Below are 15,028 nucleotides of genomic sequence, written 5' to 3' on the forward strand. Positions count from 1 at the left end.
CAAATACGAAGTTATAGATACGATATATATGCTGAATAATAAAAATCAAGATTTTCATAATGCACGTAAACTGGCACTGACAAAAGCATTTCCGGTAATGCTTGGTATAGCTTTTCTTGGTGTCGGATATGGGGTGTATATGCGTTCCTGCGGTTTTGACATGATATGGCCTATCTGCATGGCGGCTACTATATTTGCCGGTTCAATGGAGTTTGTTACCGTCAGCTTATTGCTTAGTACGTTCAATCCCGGTTATGCCTTGTTGCTGACGCTGATAGTGAACGGAAGACATCTGTTTTATGGAATATCCATGTTGGAAAAGTATAGGGGAATGGGAAGAAAGAAACTATGGGCTGTTTCCGGATTGATAGACGAAGCGTTTTCGTTAAACTATATGACAGATGTGCCTCCGGGAACAGACCGGAATTGGTTCATGTTATTTGTTTCGTTGTATCTTTATATATCATGGATAGGGGGTACTGTTGTTGGTGCAGTTTCTGCTTGTAAAGCCGTTGTGGACATCAAGGGAGTGGGCTTTGTAATGACAGCCCTGTTTATCGTGATATTTATTAGCCAGTGGCAAAAAGAACGCACACACGGCAGTTCCATATTAGGATTAGTGGTTGCGGGGGGATGTCTTCTACTTTTTGGCAAGACATATTTCATGCTTCCTACCATTTTGATTATCACTACTATTTTTATGGTGCGTTGGTTGACTACAAAGGATAAGGAGAAATTGGTATGACGGTCACAGAACAAATTGTCACTATATTCATCGTGGCGCTTGTCACGCAACTTACCCGTTGGATCCCTTTCTGGGTTTTCAGGTCTTCTGCGCACACTCCCCAATATGTAAACTATTTAGGTAGAGTACTACCTCCAGCCATATTCGGTATGTTGGTAGTTTATTGCTATAAAGATATAGATTTTCTATCACCTTCATACGGCACTCCGGAAATACTATCGGGTATCTGTGTAGTCGTTATTCAAATGCTTTTTAAGAATATGGCTTGCTCTATTTTATTAGGGACGGGATTGTATATTCTACTCATAAACTGAAATATAGTTATAACGAAATATGACCTTACATGGGGTAGGGCGTTACGAAAAGCGGAGATGATGAAATAGATTGCTTCTTTTATTTGCATTAGCTTCCGGAATAGCGTATATTTGTACTTCGGCATACGACAAAGAACTCTAACTTTTTAACATCATGATAGATTATCAATTAAATACCCGCCTGAACGGAAACTTGGCAATGACCTTTTGTTTCCACGAAAATAAAGCACTGCAACAGGATACTACTTTATATAAGTTCATTTGGGTACGGAGTGGAAACTTGACTCTGGAGATAGACCATATTCCCATACAGTTGGAACAGGACGAAATCATAAGTCTTACTCCTTTGCAGCATATTGAAATTAAATCGGTGGAGGGAGAGTACCTCACTTTCCTGTTCAACAGCAATTTCTACTGTATATTCGGTCATGATGACGAAGTATCCTGTAACGGTTTCCTTTTTCATGGTTCTTCCCGGGTGATGAAACTGAAACTTTCGCCGGAACAATCCGCTAATCTGAATGACATTATTCGTATCTTCCGGCAGGAGTCCGCCGTTCGCGATAATCTGCAAGAGGAAATGTTACGTATCATTCTCAAACGTTTTATCATCACCTGTACCCGCATTGCCCGTGAAAAGTGTGGCGTCACGCCGGAACAGGAAAAAGCTTTTGATATTGTCCGTCGTTTTTATATTCTGGTTGACCAGCACTTTCGCGAAAAGAAGCAGGTACAGGATTATGCCGACCTGTTATTTCGTTCCCCAAAGACACTCTCCAATTTGTTTGCCTCTTGCGGAGTACCTTCTCCGTTGCGTATTATCCATGAACGGATAGAGTCGGAGGCCAAGAGATTACTGCTCTATACCCCTAAAAGTGCCAAGGAAATCAGCGAACTGCTGGGCTTCGAGGATTTGTCCACTTTCAGCCGCTTTTTCAAGAAAATGACCGGTGAAAGTGTATCGAATTTCCGTAAATTGAACACAACGGGAAATATTGCCAACTGATACGGCAGAATTGCCATTTCATGCTCCGACATAAACCCCGATTTTTGCATCAGGAAAACAAAACAATTAATTAATGCAATAATCGTATGGAAACAAAATTAAAATCTATGTTCGTAGCAGCTTTGACACTGGCTGCATCTACTCAAAAGTTAGGTATCAATCTTATCCGTGTGGCGATTTTTATTATTTTCGTTTGGATCGGCGGGTTGAAGTTCTGGAATTATGAAGCGGAAGGCATTGTGCCTTTTGTGGCAAACAGCCCTTTCATGAGCTTCTTCTATACACACGATGCTCCCGACTATAAAGAGTATAAGCTGAAAGAAGGAGAATTTGATGCTGTGAAGCATGAGTGGCACAAAGAGAATAATACGTATGGTTTTTCTCACGGATTGGGTATTCTTATTATGAGCATCGGTATCCTTACATTCCTCGGCATATTTTGGCCGAAAGTAGGACTGGTAGGAGCTGGGCTTGCCATTATCATGACTCTCGGAACGCTTTCTTTCCTTGTCACCACACCCGAAGTATGGGTGCCCAACCTGGGCAGTGGAGAGTTCGGTTTCCCTTTATTGACCGGTGCAGGAAGATTAGTTATAAAAGATACAGCCATTTTGGCCGGCGCAATTGTTATATTAGCAGACAGTGCGAAGAGCGTACTGGAACAATTAAAAAAATAGAGATATGAAAAAGTATGATGCCATTATCATTGGTTTCGGCAAGGGTGGGAAGACCCTGGCTGCCGAATTTGCAAAACGTCAGAAGACGGTTGCCATAGTAGAACGTTCGGATCGCATGTATGGAGGCACGTGTATCAACATCGGCTGTATTCCTACAAAGACGTTGGTACATCTGGCTAAGGAAACTCCGGTAAAGGCTACGTGGGAAGAGAAGAAGGACTATTATCGTCAGGCCATTGGTCGTAAAGAAGAGGTGACTTCCTTCCTGCGGAATAAGAACTATCATAATCTGGCTGATAATCCTAATGTGACGGTGTATACAGGTGTCGGATCGTTTGCCGGTCCTGATGTGGTAGAAGTACGGACGGAGACAGAAGTCATAGAATTGCAGTCGTCTCAGATCTTTATAAATACCGGTGCGGAAACCATCGTACCGTCTATTGATGGAATAAAAGAGAATCCCCGCGTATACACTAGCACTTCCATCATGGAACTGAAAGAACTTCCCGAACGGCTGGTGATTGTGGGTGGAGGCTATATCGGCCTGGAATTTGCTTCCATGTATGCCTCTTTCGGTTCGAAGGTGACGGTACTCGAAGGGTATCCCGAACTGATTGGTCGTGAAGACAGGGATATTGCCGCCAGTGTACAGACCGTATTGGAAAAGAAAGGTATTGTATTCCATCTCAATGCAAAGGTACAATCCGTGGACGGTGCAACAGTGATTTATGAGGATGCTGTAACCCATGAAATCCATCATCTGGAAGGAGATGCTATCTTATTGGCAACAGGGCGTCGTCCGAATACTTCGGGGTTGAATCTGGAAATTGCCGGCGTGAAAGTGAATGAACGGGGAGCCATTATGGTAGATGAGTGGCTGCGTACTACTAATCCGGCCATCCGTGCCATTGGCGATGTAAAAGGTGGATTACAATTCACCTATATTTCATTGGACGATTATCGCATTATCCGCGAGGATTTATTCGGTGCAGGAGAACGGCGTACAGACGACCGTGAGCCTGTGAGTTATTCGGTATTTATGGATCCTCCTCTGGCACGTGTAGGACTGAGTGAAATGGAGGCCCGTAAGAAAGGACTGAACATAAAGGTGAATACACTTCCCGTAGCAGCCATTCCGCGGGCACGTACTTTAGGCGAGACTGACGGGTTGTTTAAGGTAGTAGTGGATGCCGATACAAATAAGATTCTGGGTTGTTCCCTGTTCGGACCGGAAACAAGTGAGATCATTAATATCGTATCTATTGTAATGAAAACAGGACAGGAATATACTTTCTTGCGTGATTATATATTTACGCATCCCAGCATGAGCGAAGCATTGAATGATCTGATGAGTTTTTAGACATTCTTATATAAGAGGTGTTCGGGCACAAATTCGGTTAATTTATGGGACAGGTATTTGCGTATCTCCCCAAAAATGACGAATATTGTGCTCGAATTTTATACATCTTTATTGTCATGAAGCAAACTACTGCAATAACCGTCTCTCTTTTAAGTCTTTTATGTGTGGCTTGTGGCCCGAAAAACAAACAAAATTCTACTGATCTACAGGCTACCACAGCTTCTGTATCAGCCACAGACTCTATTTATCCGGTCTATGCCCAAGGGTTTGAGGTGAAATATCTTCCCAATCATGTCCGCTTGGTGGACTTGCGCGATCCTCAAAATGAAAGTAGTAATACTTTCCATTATGCATTGGTGCCCCGGGGAACAAAACCCGAAGGGATTCCTTCTGATTATACCGTGATTGAAACACCGGTACGCAGTGCCATTTGCATGACTTCTTTACAATTATCTAATTTCATCAAACTGGAAGCCTGCGATAAAGTAGTAGGGATAACCAGTACACGGCATTTGTTCAACAAAGAGATGAATGAGCGCTTGAAATCGGGTAAGACTGCTAAAATAGGAATTGAAGGTAACTTTGATAATGAAGTGATCATGAGTGTGAATCCGGATGTAATCTTTATCTCTCCTTTCAAGCGTGGCGGATATGATACGATGCGTGAAATCGGAATACCTTTGGTTCCGCACCTGGGATATAAGGAAATGACTCCGCTGGGACAGGCGGAATGGATTAAATTCATTGGCTTGTTTATTGGACAGGAAGAGGAGGCAAATGAAAAATTTGCTGCAATAGAAAAGCATTATAATGATCTGAAACAACTGGCTGCTGATGTGAAGAAGCGTCCGGTAGTATTCAGCGGTGAGATACGTGGAGGAAACTGGTATGCAGTAGGCGGTAAGAGCTTCCTGGCCGAACTGTTCCGTGATGCGGGAGCCGATTACTTCTTGAAAGACGATCCCCGTTCCGGTGGTGTTACACTGGATTTTGAAACAGTATACAGCCAGGCGGAGAGTGCTGATTACTGGCGTATTGTGAATAGTTACGACGGTACATTCTCTTATGACGCTTTGAAGTCTCTTGATCCCCGTTATGCCGACTTCCGTGCATTCCGTGACAAAGGCGTTATTTATTGCAATATGCGCGAGCAACCTTTCTACGAAAGTATGCCGATGGAACCGGAAATAGTACTGGAAGATCTGATCCATGCGTTCCACCCCGATTTATTACCTGATTACCAACCGAAATACTACGCACGTTTGCAATGAAAAGACCGACACTGCTCCTGATGTTGGTGATACTGGCATCTATATTCCTGTTTTTCTTGCTGAACCTGCTGTTAGGCTCTGTCCATATTCCTTTTCGTTCCGTCTGGAACATCTTATGGGGGAATACAGATGAGTCCATTATCTGGCAGAATATCATTTGGAAATCCCGTGTGCCGCAGGCATTGACGGCATTGGTAGCGGGAGCAGGGCTATCGGTGAGTGGTTTGCAGATGCAGACAGTTTTCCGGAATCCGCTGGCAGGACCGTCGGTATTGGGTATTAGTTCGGGTGCCAGCCTGGGAGTAGCTTGTGTGGTATTGCTATCGGGAGCGATGGGCGGTGTGGCATTGAGCAAGCTCGGATATATGGGAGAAGTGGCGTTGTCCATTGCAGCTATTATCGGAGCACTGTCCGTGATGGCGCTTATCGTATACGTTTCACAGAAAGTAAAGGGAAATGTGACGCTGCTGATTATCGGTGTGATGATTGGTTATGTGGCAAGTGCTATTATCGGTGTATTGAAATATTTCAGTGTGGAGGAAGATATTCGTGCATACGTCATTTGGGGACTGGGTAGTTTTGCCCGTGTGTCGGGGGATCAGATGATACTGTTTGTTTGTATCATGGCGGTCTTGTTGCCACTCTCGTTTCTGCTGATAAAGACAATGAACCTGTTGCTGCTGGGCGATGGGTATGCACGGAACCTGGGGCTGAACATTAAGCGGGCACGCCTGTTGGTAATCTCCTGTTCAGGTGTATTGGTGGCGATTGTGACGGCATATTGCGGTCCGATTATGTTTATCGGTCTGGCTGTTCCCCATCTTTGCCGGGCTATATTTCATACATCCGACCATCGGATACTGATGCCTGCCACATTGTTGGTAGGGGCTTCGTTGGCGTTGGTGTGCAACCTCATAGCCCGCATGCCGGGATTTGAAGGAGCTTTACCGGTGAATTCGGTGACAGCTTTGGTAGGTGCTCCGGTGGTGGCATCCGTGCTCTTCAGGAAGCGTAAAGGGGAACTGGAAGAATAATTGAGAATTGAAAATAAAGAGGTCTTGAAACAGGAAACTATACATATTGAGAAACTATCCATTGGCTATCCCGGTAAAGGAGATGTGAAAGTCGTGGCAAGCGATATTTGTGCCGGAATCAATAGCGGGGAGTTGACCTGTCTGCTGGGTGCAAATGGGGTAGGGAAGTCTACATTGTTGCGTACGCTTTCTGCATTTCAACCGAAGTTATCCGGTGAAATACGTATACAGGGAAAAGAGATTGGCTCTTATACGGACAAACAGCTTTCAAAAGTGATCAGTGTAGTCCTGACTGAAAAGTGCGACATCCGCAATATGACTTCTGTGGAACTTATCGGTCTGGGACGCAGTCCATATACCGGTTTCTGGGGAACACTCTCCAAAGAAGATAAAGAGGTAGTGGATCATGCTATCAACCTGGTCGGAATATCTCACCTGGCACATCGCATGGTACATACACTGAGTGATGGTGAACGACAAAAAGTGATGATTGCCAAGGCACTGTCACAGGAAACTCCGGTGATTTTCCTGGACGAACCTACTGCCTTCCTTGACTTTCCGAGTAAAGTGGAAATGATGCAATTGCTCCATCAGCTGAGCCGGCAGACAGATAAGACTATTTTCCTGTCTACCCATGACCTGGAACTTGCCTTGCAGATTGCGGATAAAATCTGGTTGATGGATAAGGTGAACGGGGTGACTATCGGAACTCCCGAAGACCTCTCACTGGATGGAACCCTCAGTAGTTTCTTTGCCCGTAAAGGAATTGTGTTTGATCTGGAGACAGGATTATTCCGGGTGAACAATGAGTATACTTCCCAGATCCGTATTGTCGGGCATGGACAAAAATATGCTATGGTGCGGAAAGCTTTGCAAAGAAATGGTATTCTGGCAAACCGAAACGTGGAGTCGGACGTTTATATTGAAACGGGAGATTTGAAAGGGGACGGTACTTTTGTACTGCACCCCGTAAACGGCGAAGCGGTGACTGTGCAAACCATTGATGAACTGCTTGCAGAGATTGTGAAAATTCTATGAGACATTCGACAAAAGATAATTATCTCTATCTGACTACCACCCCGGTGCCCCGTCTGATAGTATCATTGGCTGTACCTACGATTATCAGTATGTTGGTTACGTCATTCTATAATATGGCGGATACGTACTTTGTGGGAAAGATCAATACCCAGTCGACGGCGGCTGTAGGTATTGTGTTCTCGGTCATGTCCATTATTCAGGCGGTGGGCTTTTTCTTCGGGCATGGTTCGGGGAACTATATTTCGCGGAAACTCGGTGCGCAGGAGACTGGGAATGCAGAGAAGATGGCGGCTACCGGTTTCTTCTGGGCGTTGTTTATGGGTATATTTCTGGCAGTGGTGGGACTTATCTTCCTTACCCCGTTGTCGCTTGCATTGGGTTCTACACCTACTATCCTGCCTTATACAGAGAAATATCTGGGCATCATATTGCTGGGTGCCCCTTTCATGACTGCTTCGTTGGTACTGAACAATCAGATTCGTTTCCAGGGAAATGCAGCGTATGCGATGGTAGGAATCGTATCGGGCGTGGTGATTAATGTGATACTGGACCCTATTCTGATTTTTGTCTTCGATATGGGTATATCGGGTGCTGCGTTGGCTACGGTCATCAGTCAGATATGTAGTTTCTCCCTGTTGTTGTATATGTGCAGAAAGGGGGGCAATATCCGTATCCGTTTCAGGAACTTCACGCCTTCACTGGCTTTCATAAAGGAAATTATCGGTGGTGGTACTCCTTCGCTTGCCCGTCAGGGACTGGCGAGTGTAGCTACTATCTTGCTGAATGTGGCTGCCGGGGCTTATGGAGATGCGGCTATTGCGGGCATGTCTATTGTTACCCGTATCGCAATGTTCATTAATGCTTTCCTGATAGGCTTCGGACAAGGTTTCCAGCCGGTATGCGGTTTCAATTATGGTGCAGGGTTGTATGCGCGTGTCCGTCAGGGATTCTGGTTTTGTGTAAAGGTGGGATTCATCTTCTTGCTGGTGTGCGCGCTGGCAGGCATGGGATTTGCAGAAGAGATTGTTTCTTTGTTCCGTAAGGGAGACCCGGATGTAATTGCAGTAGGTGCTGCTGCCTTGCGTTGGCAGTTCATTACTTTTCCGTTGGGTTCATGGATTGTGATGAGTAATATGATGTTGCAGACGATTCGTAAACCGGTAAAGGCTACCATTATTTCTTCTGCCCGCCAAGGATTGTTCTTTATTCCGCTGATTTTTATTCTGCCTCACTATCTGGGGTTGCAGGGTGTGGAAATGTGTCAGGCTACTGCTGATCTTCTGACGTTCATTCTTGCCATACCGTTGACATGCAGTGTACTGAATGAAATGAAACGAAAGCAGGCGGAGCAGTTGTAAATCAGAACCGGTATCCTACGGTGAAGAACGAAGCGAGATTCTTGGGAGAGAATTTCTCAATGCCGGATGATTGCAATAGATTATCCAGCTGGTCGTTTACCTTGATCATTCCTAATTGAAGCTCTGCTCCGAATATGAATTTGTGATATTCTATGTTGAGGCCGAACATAAGGCCGGCGTCAAAGCGTTTGTTTCCCATTTTGTCATCTATCCGGTTACCGAAAGTATCTATACGGAATCTGTAGCTTCTGTTAGGATTGTATTCACTACTGTAATCATATTCCTCCATCTCACCGGATGTCTTTCCGCCTACGCCATAGGCAATATATGGACCGGCACTTAGGGAAGCACTGTAATTCTTTCCAAGGTTGAGGCGGGCGGCCATCATGATGGGGAGCTGGATATACAACTCGTTCATGTTCACTTTGCCTACATATTCCACTTCTTCGCGGGCACCTATCGATACAAAGTTCAGTGATGGTTGAACCACCCATGTGCGGTTGAGCTCATAGTTCATGCCGACACCTACTTTGTAGGCGATGCGTGTGTCACTTTCTACATTTTCTCCATAGAAGTTGGAGGTACCGACTCCGGCTTTTACCTGAAATGAGATAGGGGATTGGGCATTTGCTCCCAATGCTATGATTGCAAAGAAAATAGTGAGAATAGTCTGTTTCATTACTTGAACCTTGTAAGGGGTTGATGTTTATTTGCTCGCAAAGATATAAATTATATGATTACATACAATTCCTGTTGGGGGAATATTATAAGCTACGAGCTACAAGCTACGGGCTACGAGTGGCTGTGCTATATTTTGTGGGGCTCACGACGGGTATCCCATACATCTACGATATAAATTATGCCCGCAGTTTCATCTATGCGATATATTACCTTACAATATTTATGAATGACTAATCCTCGGTAAACATACTCCCGATTTGCTAATAAAGGCTCTATTGGAGCCATATAAGGATTGGAAGAAAGACGTTTTTTGTTTCTCTGATAGGTTTCAATCAATCTGTGTGCAATCTCAATGCCCCATTGCTGTTTACAAAAAGCAGCAATCTTGCGTAGCTCCTGAGTAGCTTCAGGATAAGTCTTTATTTTCATAGTGTGCGCATGAAGTCTGCTAATTTGGCGTCTTCTGTTTCAGAATCAATTACATTTCCTTCGATGATCGCTTTTTCTGCTTTATCAATTCGCTCATGTAATTCATTCATTGTATACGGAATCATGTCTTCATGTGCTACATCTTTTGTTGATGTAGAATTACGCAAACGACGTATATAACGACTTATACGGCGCATCGCCGCTTCATCATCCATCAATGCGTTGATATCTTGCAAAATACTACGTTTTAATTCAAAAGTTGTCATACATCCTCCTTTTTGAATGGGTATGCCACAAAGGTAGTGTTTTGGAAAGAACACACAAAATGTTATTCTATAAAGTTTTGCCCAAAGGGGATGGGTTACACAGCTAACTAATAGAATTTCCTGATCAACCAATCTACCAGACTAAACGGCAGCATAGGCTTGATGCGTGCAAAGAATACTTGTTCCCATGGACCGACCTTTGTGCGGAAAGCAGGGCGGCGGCTATTTACCAGTTTGCAGATTGCTTTGCCTAACTTTTCCGGTCGGCAACCATTGTTTTCAGATTGCTCTACGTTTCGCATGGCTTTTGCAAAACTCTCTTCGTATTGTGGATGGGAGAGAGTGGTCTGGCTCACTTGCCGTTGGGCTGTGAAACCAGTCTGGAAATCTCCCGGTTCGACTACGCAAACTTGTATACCCAGTGGCTTAACTTCCTGATAAAGCGCTTCACTATACCCTTCAATCGCAAACTTGGATGCACTGTAGAAAGCCTGAAAGGGAACGGCAAGAACTCCTGCGATGGAACTGATATTTATGATTCGTCCGTATCCGGCTTCGCGCATGAAAGGCAGTACTGCTGCACACATACGGACGGCACCCGTGAAATTCGTATTCATTTGACGTTGTATCTCTTCTTCGGTAGTGAGTTCGATAGCTCCGCTGATACCCATCCCGGCATTGTTGACAAGTACATCAATGCTACCTTGCTCTTTCAGAATTGTCGATATGGCATTGGATACTGATGCAGGATCAGTAATATCCAATTGCAACATTTTGAAGCCGGGGTTATCGGATACTGCTTTCCGACTGGAGCCATAAACGATATGTCCTTGTGCAGCCAACTGCGTAGCAATGACTCTTCCAAAACCGGAAGAAGCGCCGGTGACGAGGATTATTTGAGGGTGTTTCATATTTGAGGTTTTTAATTTAAGTTTCGCATATAGCCTGAAGGGCTTTCATTATATAGCGTAGGGCTTTCAGCCTGACAGGCTACATGTAAAACTTGTTTTTTTATTCTATGTAATTATTTTCCCTTCTTCGCTAATGAGCAGAATCGTCAGTTCTCCTTCCGGTAGCAACGGGTCACAATATTGATGGCACAGTTCGAGCAAACGGGAACAAAAAGCTTGCAAATCTTCAGCAGAGAGCAATGTCCATAACTCACGGGCTAAAGTTATCTTTTCGATAACTGCAAGTGTTTCCCCTCCGCATCCGGCAGAAAGGGCCACTTCACGTAAGAAATCCTTATTCATCGTCACCTGTTTGCTGTGCGTATCCAGATTGCCTTCTGCCAACTTCACGGCTTTTCCTATCATGATACCCAAAGTCACCGGTTTGATTTCCAAATCTGCGGCAATCTTTATCGTATCTCCAATGAAGTTTCCGTAATGAATGAATGCCTGTGCAGGCAGTTCGGGATAGTACCCCCGGACATACTTTTCACTCTTTGCACCGGAATTAAGGACGATGCGCGGGCTTCCTGTTGCCCGACCTACTTCCATGGATTTGCGGATGGAATCTACAAATGCTTCGGAAGAGAAAGGTTTCACAATGCCCGAAGTTCCGATGATAGAAATACCACCTTCTATACCCAGACGGGGATTAAAAGTCCGCCGGGCTATCTCTTCGCCACCCGGCACGGAAATAGTGACGGCAAAAGGATTGGGCTGTTTGGAAATGCCAAGTCGTTGAAGGCATGCCTTTACATTGTTTTCAATCATTTTACGGGGAGTAACGTTGATGGCAGGTCCTCCCACTTCCAGTCCTAAACCGGATAGGGTGACAATGCCTACGCCTTCGCCTCCACAGACGATAACGGTATAATCATCAGCTCCAAGTTCTGCGGGTGTTGGATCGTCAAAGCGGAAAGGCACGGCAACATTGGCCTTGATCTGCATGCCATTGGTTACATCGGGGTCATCACCTGCATCTTTGATGACAGTGGCATCTGCTTCCAGCATCCAGTCATCGTTCACACAGCTGGGATGCGGGTAGAGTTCTTGCTCTTCGACGGGAACATAAATGGTTTCTCCGTTAGGGAGAATAACGGGGAATTCTGCGGGTCGGGGCTGGCGTTGAACGTTGAAAATATCCCAGGTTGCAGCTACAGCGGCTGCGGCTGCACAAGTACCCGTAGTCAGACCACTACGCAAAGGATAAAAATCTGGAAAATGTTTTTCAATCATCCGGCGCAAACCATGCTCACCGTTCACTATCATAAAACTTCCGGGCATTGGCGGACGACGGATTGCAAAAATGCGGATACCTTCTTGAAGGGCAGCTTCCACTTTTTCATTGAATCCTCCGGAAAGTCCGCTTTCCTTTATCAATATGGCTTCGGGGTGAAGTTGCTGTAACAGGATGCGTTCGTCTTCGCCTGCATGGTAGTAATGCAGATATTTTTCGGGAAAACCTTCACGTTCGGCCAGGCGGCGGGAGCTCTCACGGTTAAGGATACGGAAGTAGCAACAGGTACTTTCCTGCCAGAGAGGCTTTAGCTTGGCAATGCTTTGTACGCCTGTCAGTGCCAAGAGGGTGAAGATATCTTCTTTCCTGATTTGCCGGATGGTATCTTCAAAATCTTCGCACCAGATGATGTGTTCTTCATCGCGTGGCGGATAAATACGTTCGAATCGGATGACAAGCAGGTTCAAGGTATGGGCTACTTTCTCTACGGTCTGGTGCAGTTGTATGGCAAAGGGGTGGGCGGCGTCTACCAGTAATTGAATGTTATGTTCCCGGCAACAGCGCTCCAGGTCCAGTTCGTCCATGGCGCCTTGCAGGCGGATACCGTGGTGCATAGTTACTTCCTGCTCGTCTCCTTTGGTAGAGTAGTAGAATGGTTTTCCAGCTTCTTCAAGGGTACGGGCAGCGATGCGTCCTTCGGTGGTTCCGCCTAATATTAATATCATTACTTTTAGGTTTTAGTTGAACAAAATGTGATAATGTGATAAAGTGATAGTGGGATAACACTCCGTGATATATAATACAGCTACTTTATCACCCTATCACATTATCATTCCCTTCTTATCTACGGAAGAGATGTTTGAACTCATGGGCGTAGAGCCGTGAAAGGCCTTCGCGATTGTCGATGGCTTCACCTACGACAATCATGGTGGTGAGCGTCAGGTTGTTCTCTTTCACTATCTTGGCAAGGTCTTTCAACTCTCCGCGATAGATGCGCTCATCTTTCCAGGTAAGGTGGTAGCAAACGGCAACGGGAGTGGTTTCGGGATATTCCTGTAAGAGCTCTTCCTGCACCTGTTCGGCAATGCCGGCGCTGAGGAAGATACACATGGTGCTTTGCGAGCGTGCCAGCAGGTGGAGTTGTTCGCGTTCCGGCATGGGGGTGCGTCCTTCACCGCGGGTAAGGATGATGCTTTGCACTTTCTCAGGAATGGTAAACTGAGACTTCAGCGCAGCGGCAGCAGCCTGGAAGGAAGAAATACCCGGAGTGATGTGATAACTCATGTGATGCTGGTCGAAATAGTTCATCTGTTCCTGGATGGCACCGTAGATGCAGGGATCACCCGTATGCAGGCGGACGATGAATTTGCCTTCATCATAGAATTTCTTCATCAGTGCAAACTGTTCTTCCAAGTCCATGGAAGCCGAACTGCGTACCGTAGCACCCGGTTTGGCACAGAATGTCAGTTCGCGGGGAACGAGGCTGCCGGCGTAGAGGATAAGATCTGCCTTCTCCAGCATTTGCCTTCCGCGCACGGAGATGAGGTCGGGATCACCCGGACCTGCGCCGACGATTTCGATATGTCCGTAGTAACGGAGTACTCCTTCTTCAATGGCTATGGCCATGGTGTAGTTTCCGCCTTTTTGCTTGTCCAACAGAAGTTTACCACCGTTCGCGGAAAGAAAGGCGGCGGCTTCGGAAACGCTGGGCGTACCCATATGCTTCTCTACTACCGGACTGGGGTTGGGGACGGAGATTTCTTTCAGTTCCTCCGCACTGTAATAGCGTATCTGATAGGCACGTTCCAGCTCCTTAATGACCGGTTCGTTGCGTTTCTCGTTAATGGTGGCGATGTACTTTACGGCACGGGGCATGAAGGTACTGTTAATCATCGTGCCAAGGATGTTTTCAACGATGTCATGCACGGGACCTGCCTGATGTGCCAGACCTACGCCGACATGCAATACCTTGGGCACATAAAAGAGCGCAGGGGTGTCATGCGTATTGTGCAGGAAAGGAGTGACGAGTATAACCAGCTGGTAACGGCTGAGGTCTATATCCCGGAATAAGCCGTAATGTATATCCACGTGTGGCGGGCAGGTCTTTTCCAGATATTCCGTTCCCTGATCACGCACTTCGAGGAAGAGGGCGGTGGGAACTTTCTTCACAAAAAGGCTGATGATGTTATTCATCATACCATATTCCGTCTCACCGGGAATGGCGGCCCAGTCAAATTTATCACCCAGGGTGTCCAGTGCCCAGAGGCCGGTGCGATCGCTTTGGGTGGTGATAACAGGTTCGGCGCCGAGAATGTGGGCGATGTTTTCCGTCATTTCATTGGCCTTTCCGATGTGTCCTGAGAGGACGGAAACGGCATAGCGGCCAGTGCTGTCTACACAGATCACGGCGGGATCTGTATGTTTATCTTTCACATGCGGGGCGATGGTGCGGACGCAGATGCCCATGGCACCTATGAAAATAAAGGCATCGTAGCGATGGAAAGACAGAGCCATAAATTCTTCGTAAAAAGAAACGTATGTGCAGTCGGGTGCAGGAGTCGTGGTGATTATTTCGGAATCGGGAAACTCGTTACTCAGCGTTCGCGCGATGGGCAAACTGCTTTCGGAAATCAGTATAATAGCTACCTTCATAGGGCAACTC

15 protein-coding genes are annotated in these 15,028 nt (G+C 45.9%); 9 read left to right on the top strand and 6 right to left on the bottom strand.

Annotation, left to right across the window (positions count from 1 at the left end; genetic code table 11):
• Positions 1–28 precede the first annotated feature (28 nt).
• From K429_RS0124920 to K429_RS0124960, 9 genes are all read left to right on the top strand, one after another.
• Positions 29–745 carry an AzlC family ABC transporter permease gene (locus K429_RS0124920; protein WP_029328497.1) on the top strand — a complete coding sequence of 239 codons (717 nt, stop codon included), beginning with the start codon at positions 29–31 and terminating at the stop codon, positions 743–745.
• On the top strand, positions 742–1,059 hold the full coding sequence (locus tag K429_RS30090) for a branched-chain amino acid transporter permease (protein WP_007213905.1): 318 nt from the start codon (positions 742–744) through the stop codon (positions 1,057–1,059). Before K429_RS0124920 ends, K429_RS30090 begins: the two co-directional genes overlap by 4 nt.
• A 157-nt stretch (positions 1,060–1,216) precedes the next feature.
• A complete protein-coding gene (locus K429_RS0124930; RefSeq protein ID WP_029328500.1) occupies positions 1,217–2,065 on the top strand; it encodes a helix-turn-helix domain-containing protein in 849 nt (282 codons plus the stop codon).
• An 86-nt stretch (positions 2,066–2,151) separates the two neighbouring features.
• Positions 2,152–2,742, top strand: a complete 591-nt coding sequence (locus K429_RS0124935; RefSeq protein ID WP_029328501.1) for a DUF417 family protein — start codon at positions 2,152–2,154, stop codon at positions 2,740–2,742.
• A 4-nt stretch (positions 2,743–2,746) separates the two neighbouring features.
• Positions 2,747–4,102, top strand: coding sequence for an FAD-dependent oxidoreductase (locus K429_RS0124940; RefSeq protein ID WP_029328502.1), 1,356 nt, complete (start codon positions 2,747–2,749; stop codon positions 4,100–4,102).
• A 116-nt stretch (positions 4,103–4,218) separates the two neighbouring features.
• Positions 4,219–5,373 (top strand): ABC transporter substrate-binding protein, encoded by a 1,155-nt coding sequence (locus tag K429_RS0124945; RefSeq protein WP_029328504.1) that lies wholly within the window; start codon positions 4,219–4,221, stop codon positions 5,371–5,373.
• Positions 5,370–6,407 (top strand): iron ABC transporter permease, encoded by a 1,038-nt coding sequence (locus K429_RS0124950; RefSeq protein ID WP_007213911.1) that lies wholly within the window; start codon positions 5,370–5,372, stop codon positions 6,405–6,407. The genes K429_RS0124945 and K429_RS0124950 overlap by 4 nt, the downstream gene beginning before the upstream one ends.
• Positions 6,408–6,431: 24 nt before the next feature.
• Positions 6,432–7,445 (top strand): ABC transporter ATP-binding protein, encoded by a 1,014-nt coding sequence (locus K429_RS0124955; protein WP_029328506.1) that lies wholly within the window; start codon positions 6,432–6,434, stop codon positions 7,443–7,445.
• The gene (locus tag K429_RS0124960) at positions 7,442–8,803 is read left to right on the top strand and encodes an MATE family efflux transporter (RefSeq protein WP_029328507.1); all 1,362 of its coding nucleotides are present in this window, start codon (positions 7,442–7,444) and stop codon (positions 8,801–8,803) included. The genes K429_RS0124955 and K429_RS0124960 overlap by 4 nt, the downstream gene beginning before the upstream one ends.
• Before the next feature lies 1 nt (position 8,804).
• On the opposite strand, the gene K429_RS0124965 is transcribed toward K429_RS0124960, so the two are convergent.
• From K429_RS0124965 to cobM, 6 genes are all read right to left on the bottom strand, one after another.
• Entirely contained in the window at positions 8,805–9,482 is a 678-nt protein-coding gene (locus K429_RS0124965; RefSeq protein ID WP_007213914.1) for a porin family protein, read from the bottom strand.
• Positions 9,483–9,610: 128 nt separating this feature from the next.
• The gene (locus K429_RS0124970) at positions 9,611–9,913 is read right to left on the bottom strand and encodes a type II toxin-antitoxin system RelE/ParE family toxin (protein ID WP_022209147.1); all 303 of its coding nucleotides are present in this window, start codon (positions 9,911–9,913) and stop codon (positions 9,611–9,613) included.
• Positions 9,910–10,179, bottom strand: a complete 270-nt coding sequence (locus K429_RS0124975; RefSeq protein WP_029328509.1) for a hypothetical protein — start codon at positions 10,177–10,179, stop codon at positions 9,910–9,912. The genes K429_RS0124970 and K429_RS0124975 overlap by 4 nt, the downstream gene beginning before the upstream one ends.
• Before the next feature lie 107 nt (positions 10,180–10,286).
• Positions 10,287–11,090: an SDR family oxidoreductase gene (locus tag K429_RS0124980; RefSeq protein ID WP_029328510.1), complete on the bottom strand. Its 804-nt coding sequence runs from the start codon at positions 11,088–11,090 to the stop codon at positions 10,287–10,289.
• 105 nt (positions 11,091–11,195) lie between these two features.
• Positions 11,196–13,091 carry a cobalt-precorrin-5B (C(1))-methyltransferase CbiD gene (cbiD, locus tag K429_RS0124985; protein WP_029328512.1) on the bottom strand — a complete coding sequence of 632 codons (1,896 nt, stop codon included), beginning with the start codon at positions 13,089–13,091 and terminating at the stop codon, positions 11,196–11,198.
• A gap of 115 nt (positions 13,092–13,206) precedes the next feature.
• Positions 13,207–15,018: a precorrin-4 C(11)-methyltransferase gene (gene cobM / locus K429_RS0124990; RefSeq protein WP_029328513.1), complete on the bottom strand. Its 1,812-nt coding sequence runs from the start codon at positions 15,016–15,018 to the stop codon at positions 13,207–13,209.
• Positions 15,019–15,028: the final 10 nt, after the last annotated feature.

Source organism: Bacteroides sp. 14(A), from assembly GCF_000526555.1.
GTDB lineage: Bacteria > Bacteroidota > Bacteroidia > Bacteroidales > Bacteroidaceae > Bacteroides > Bacteroides cellulosilyticus.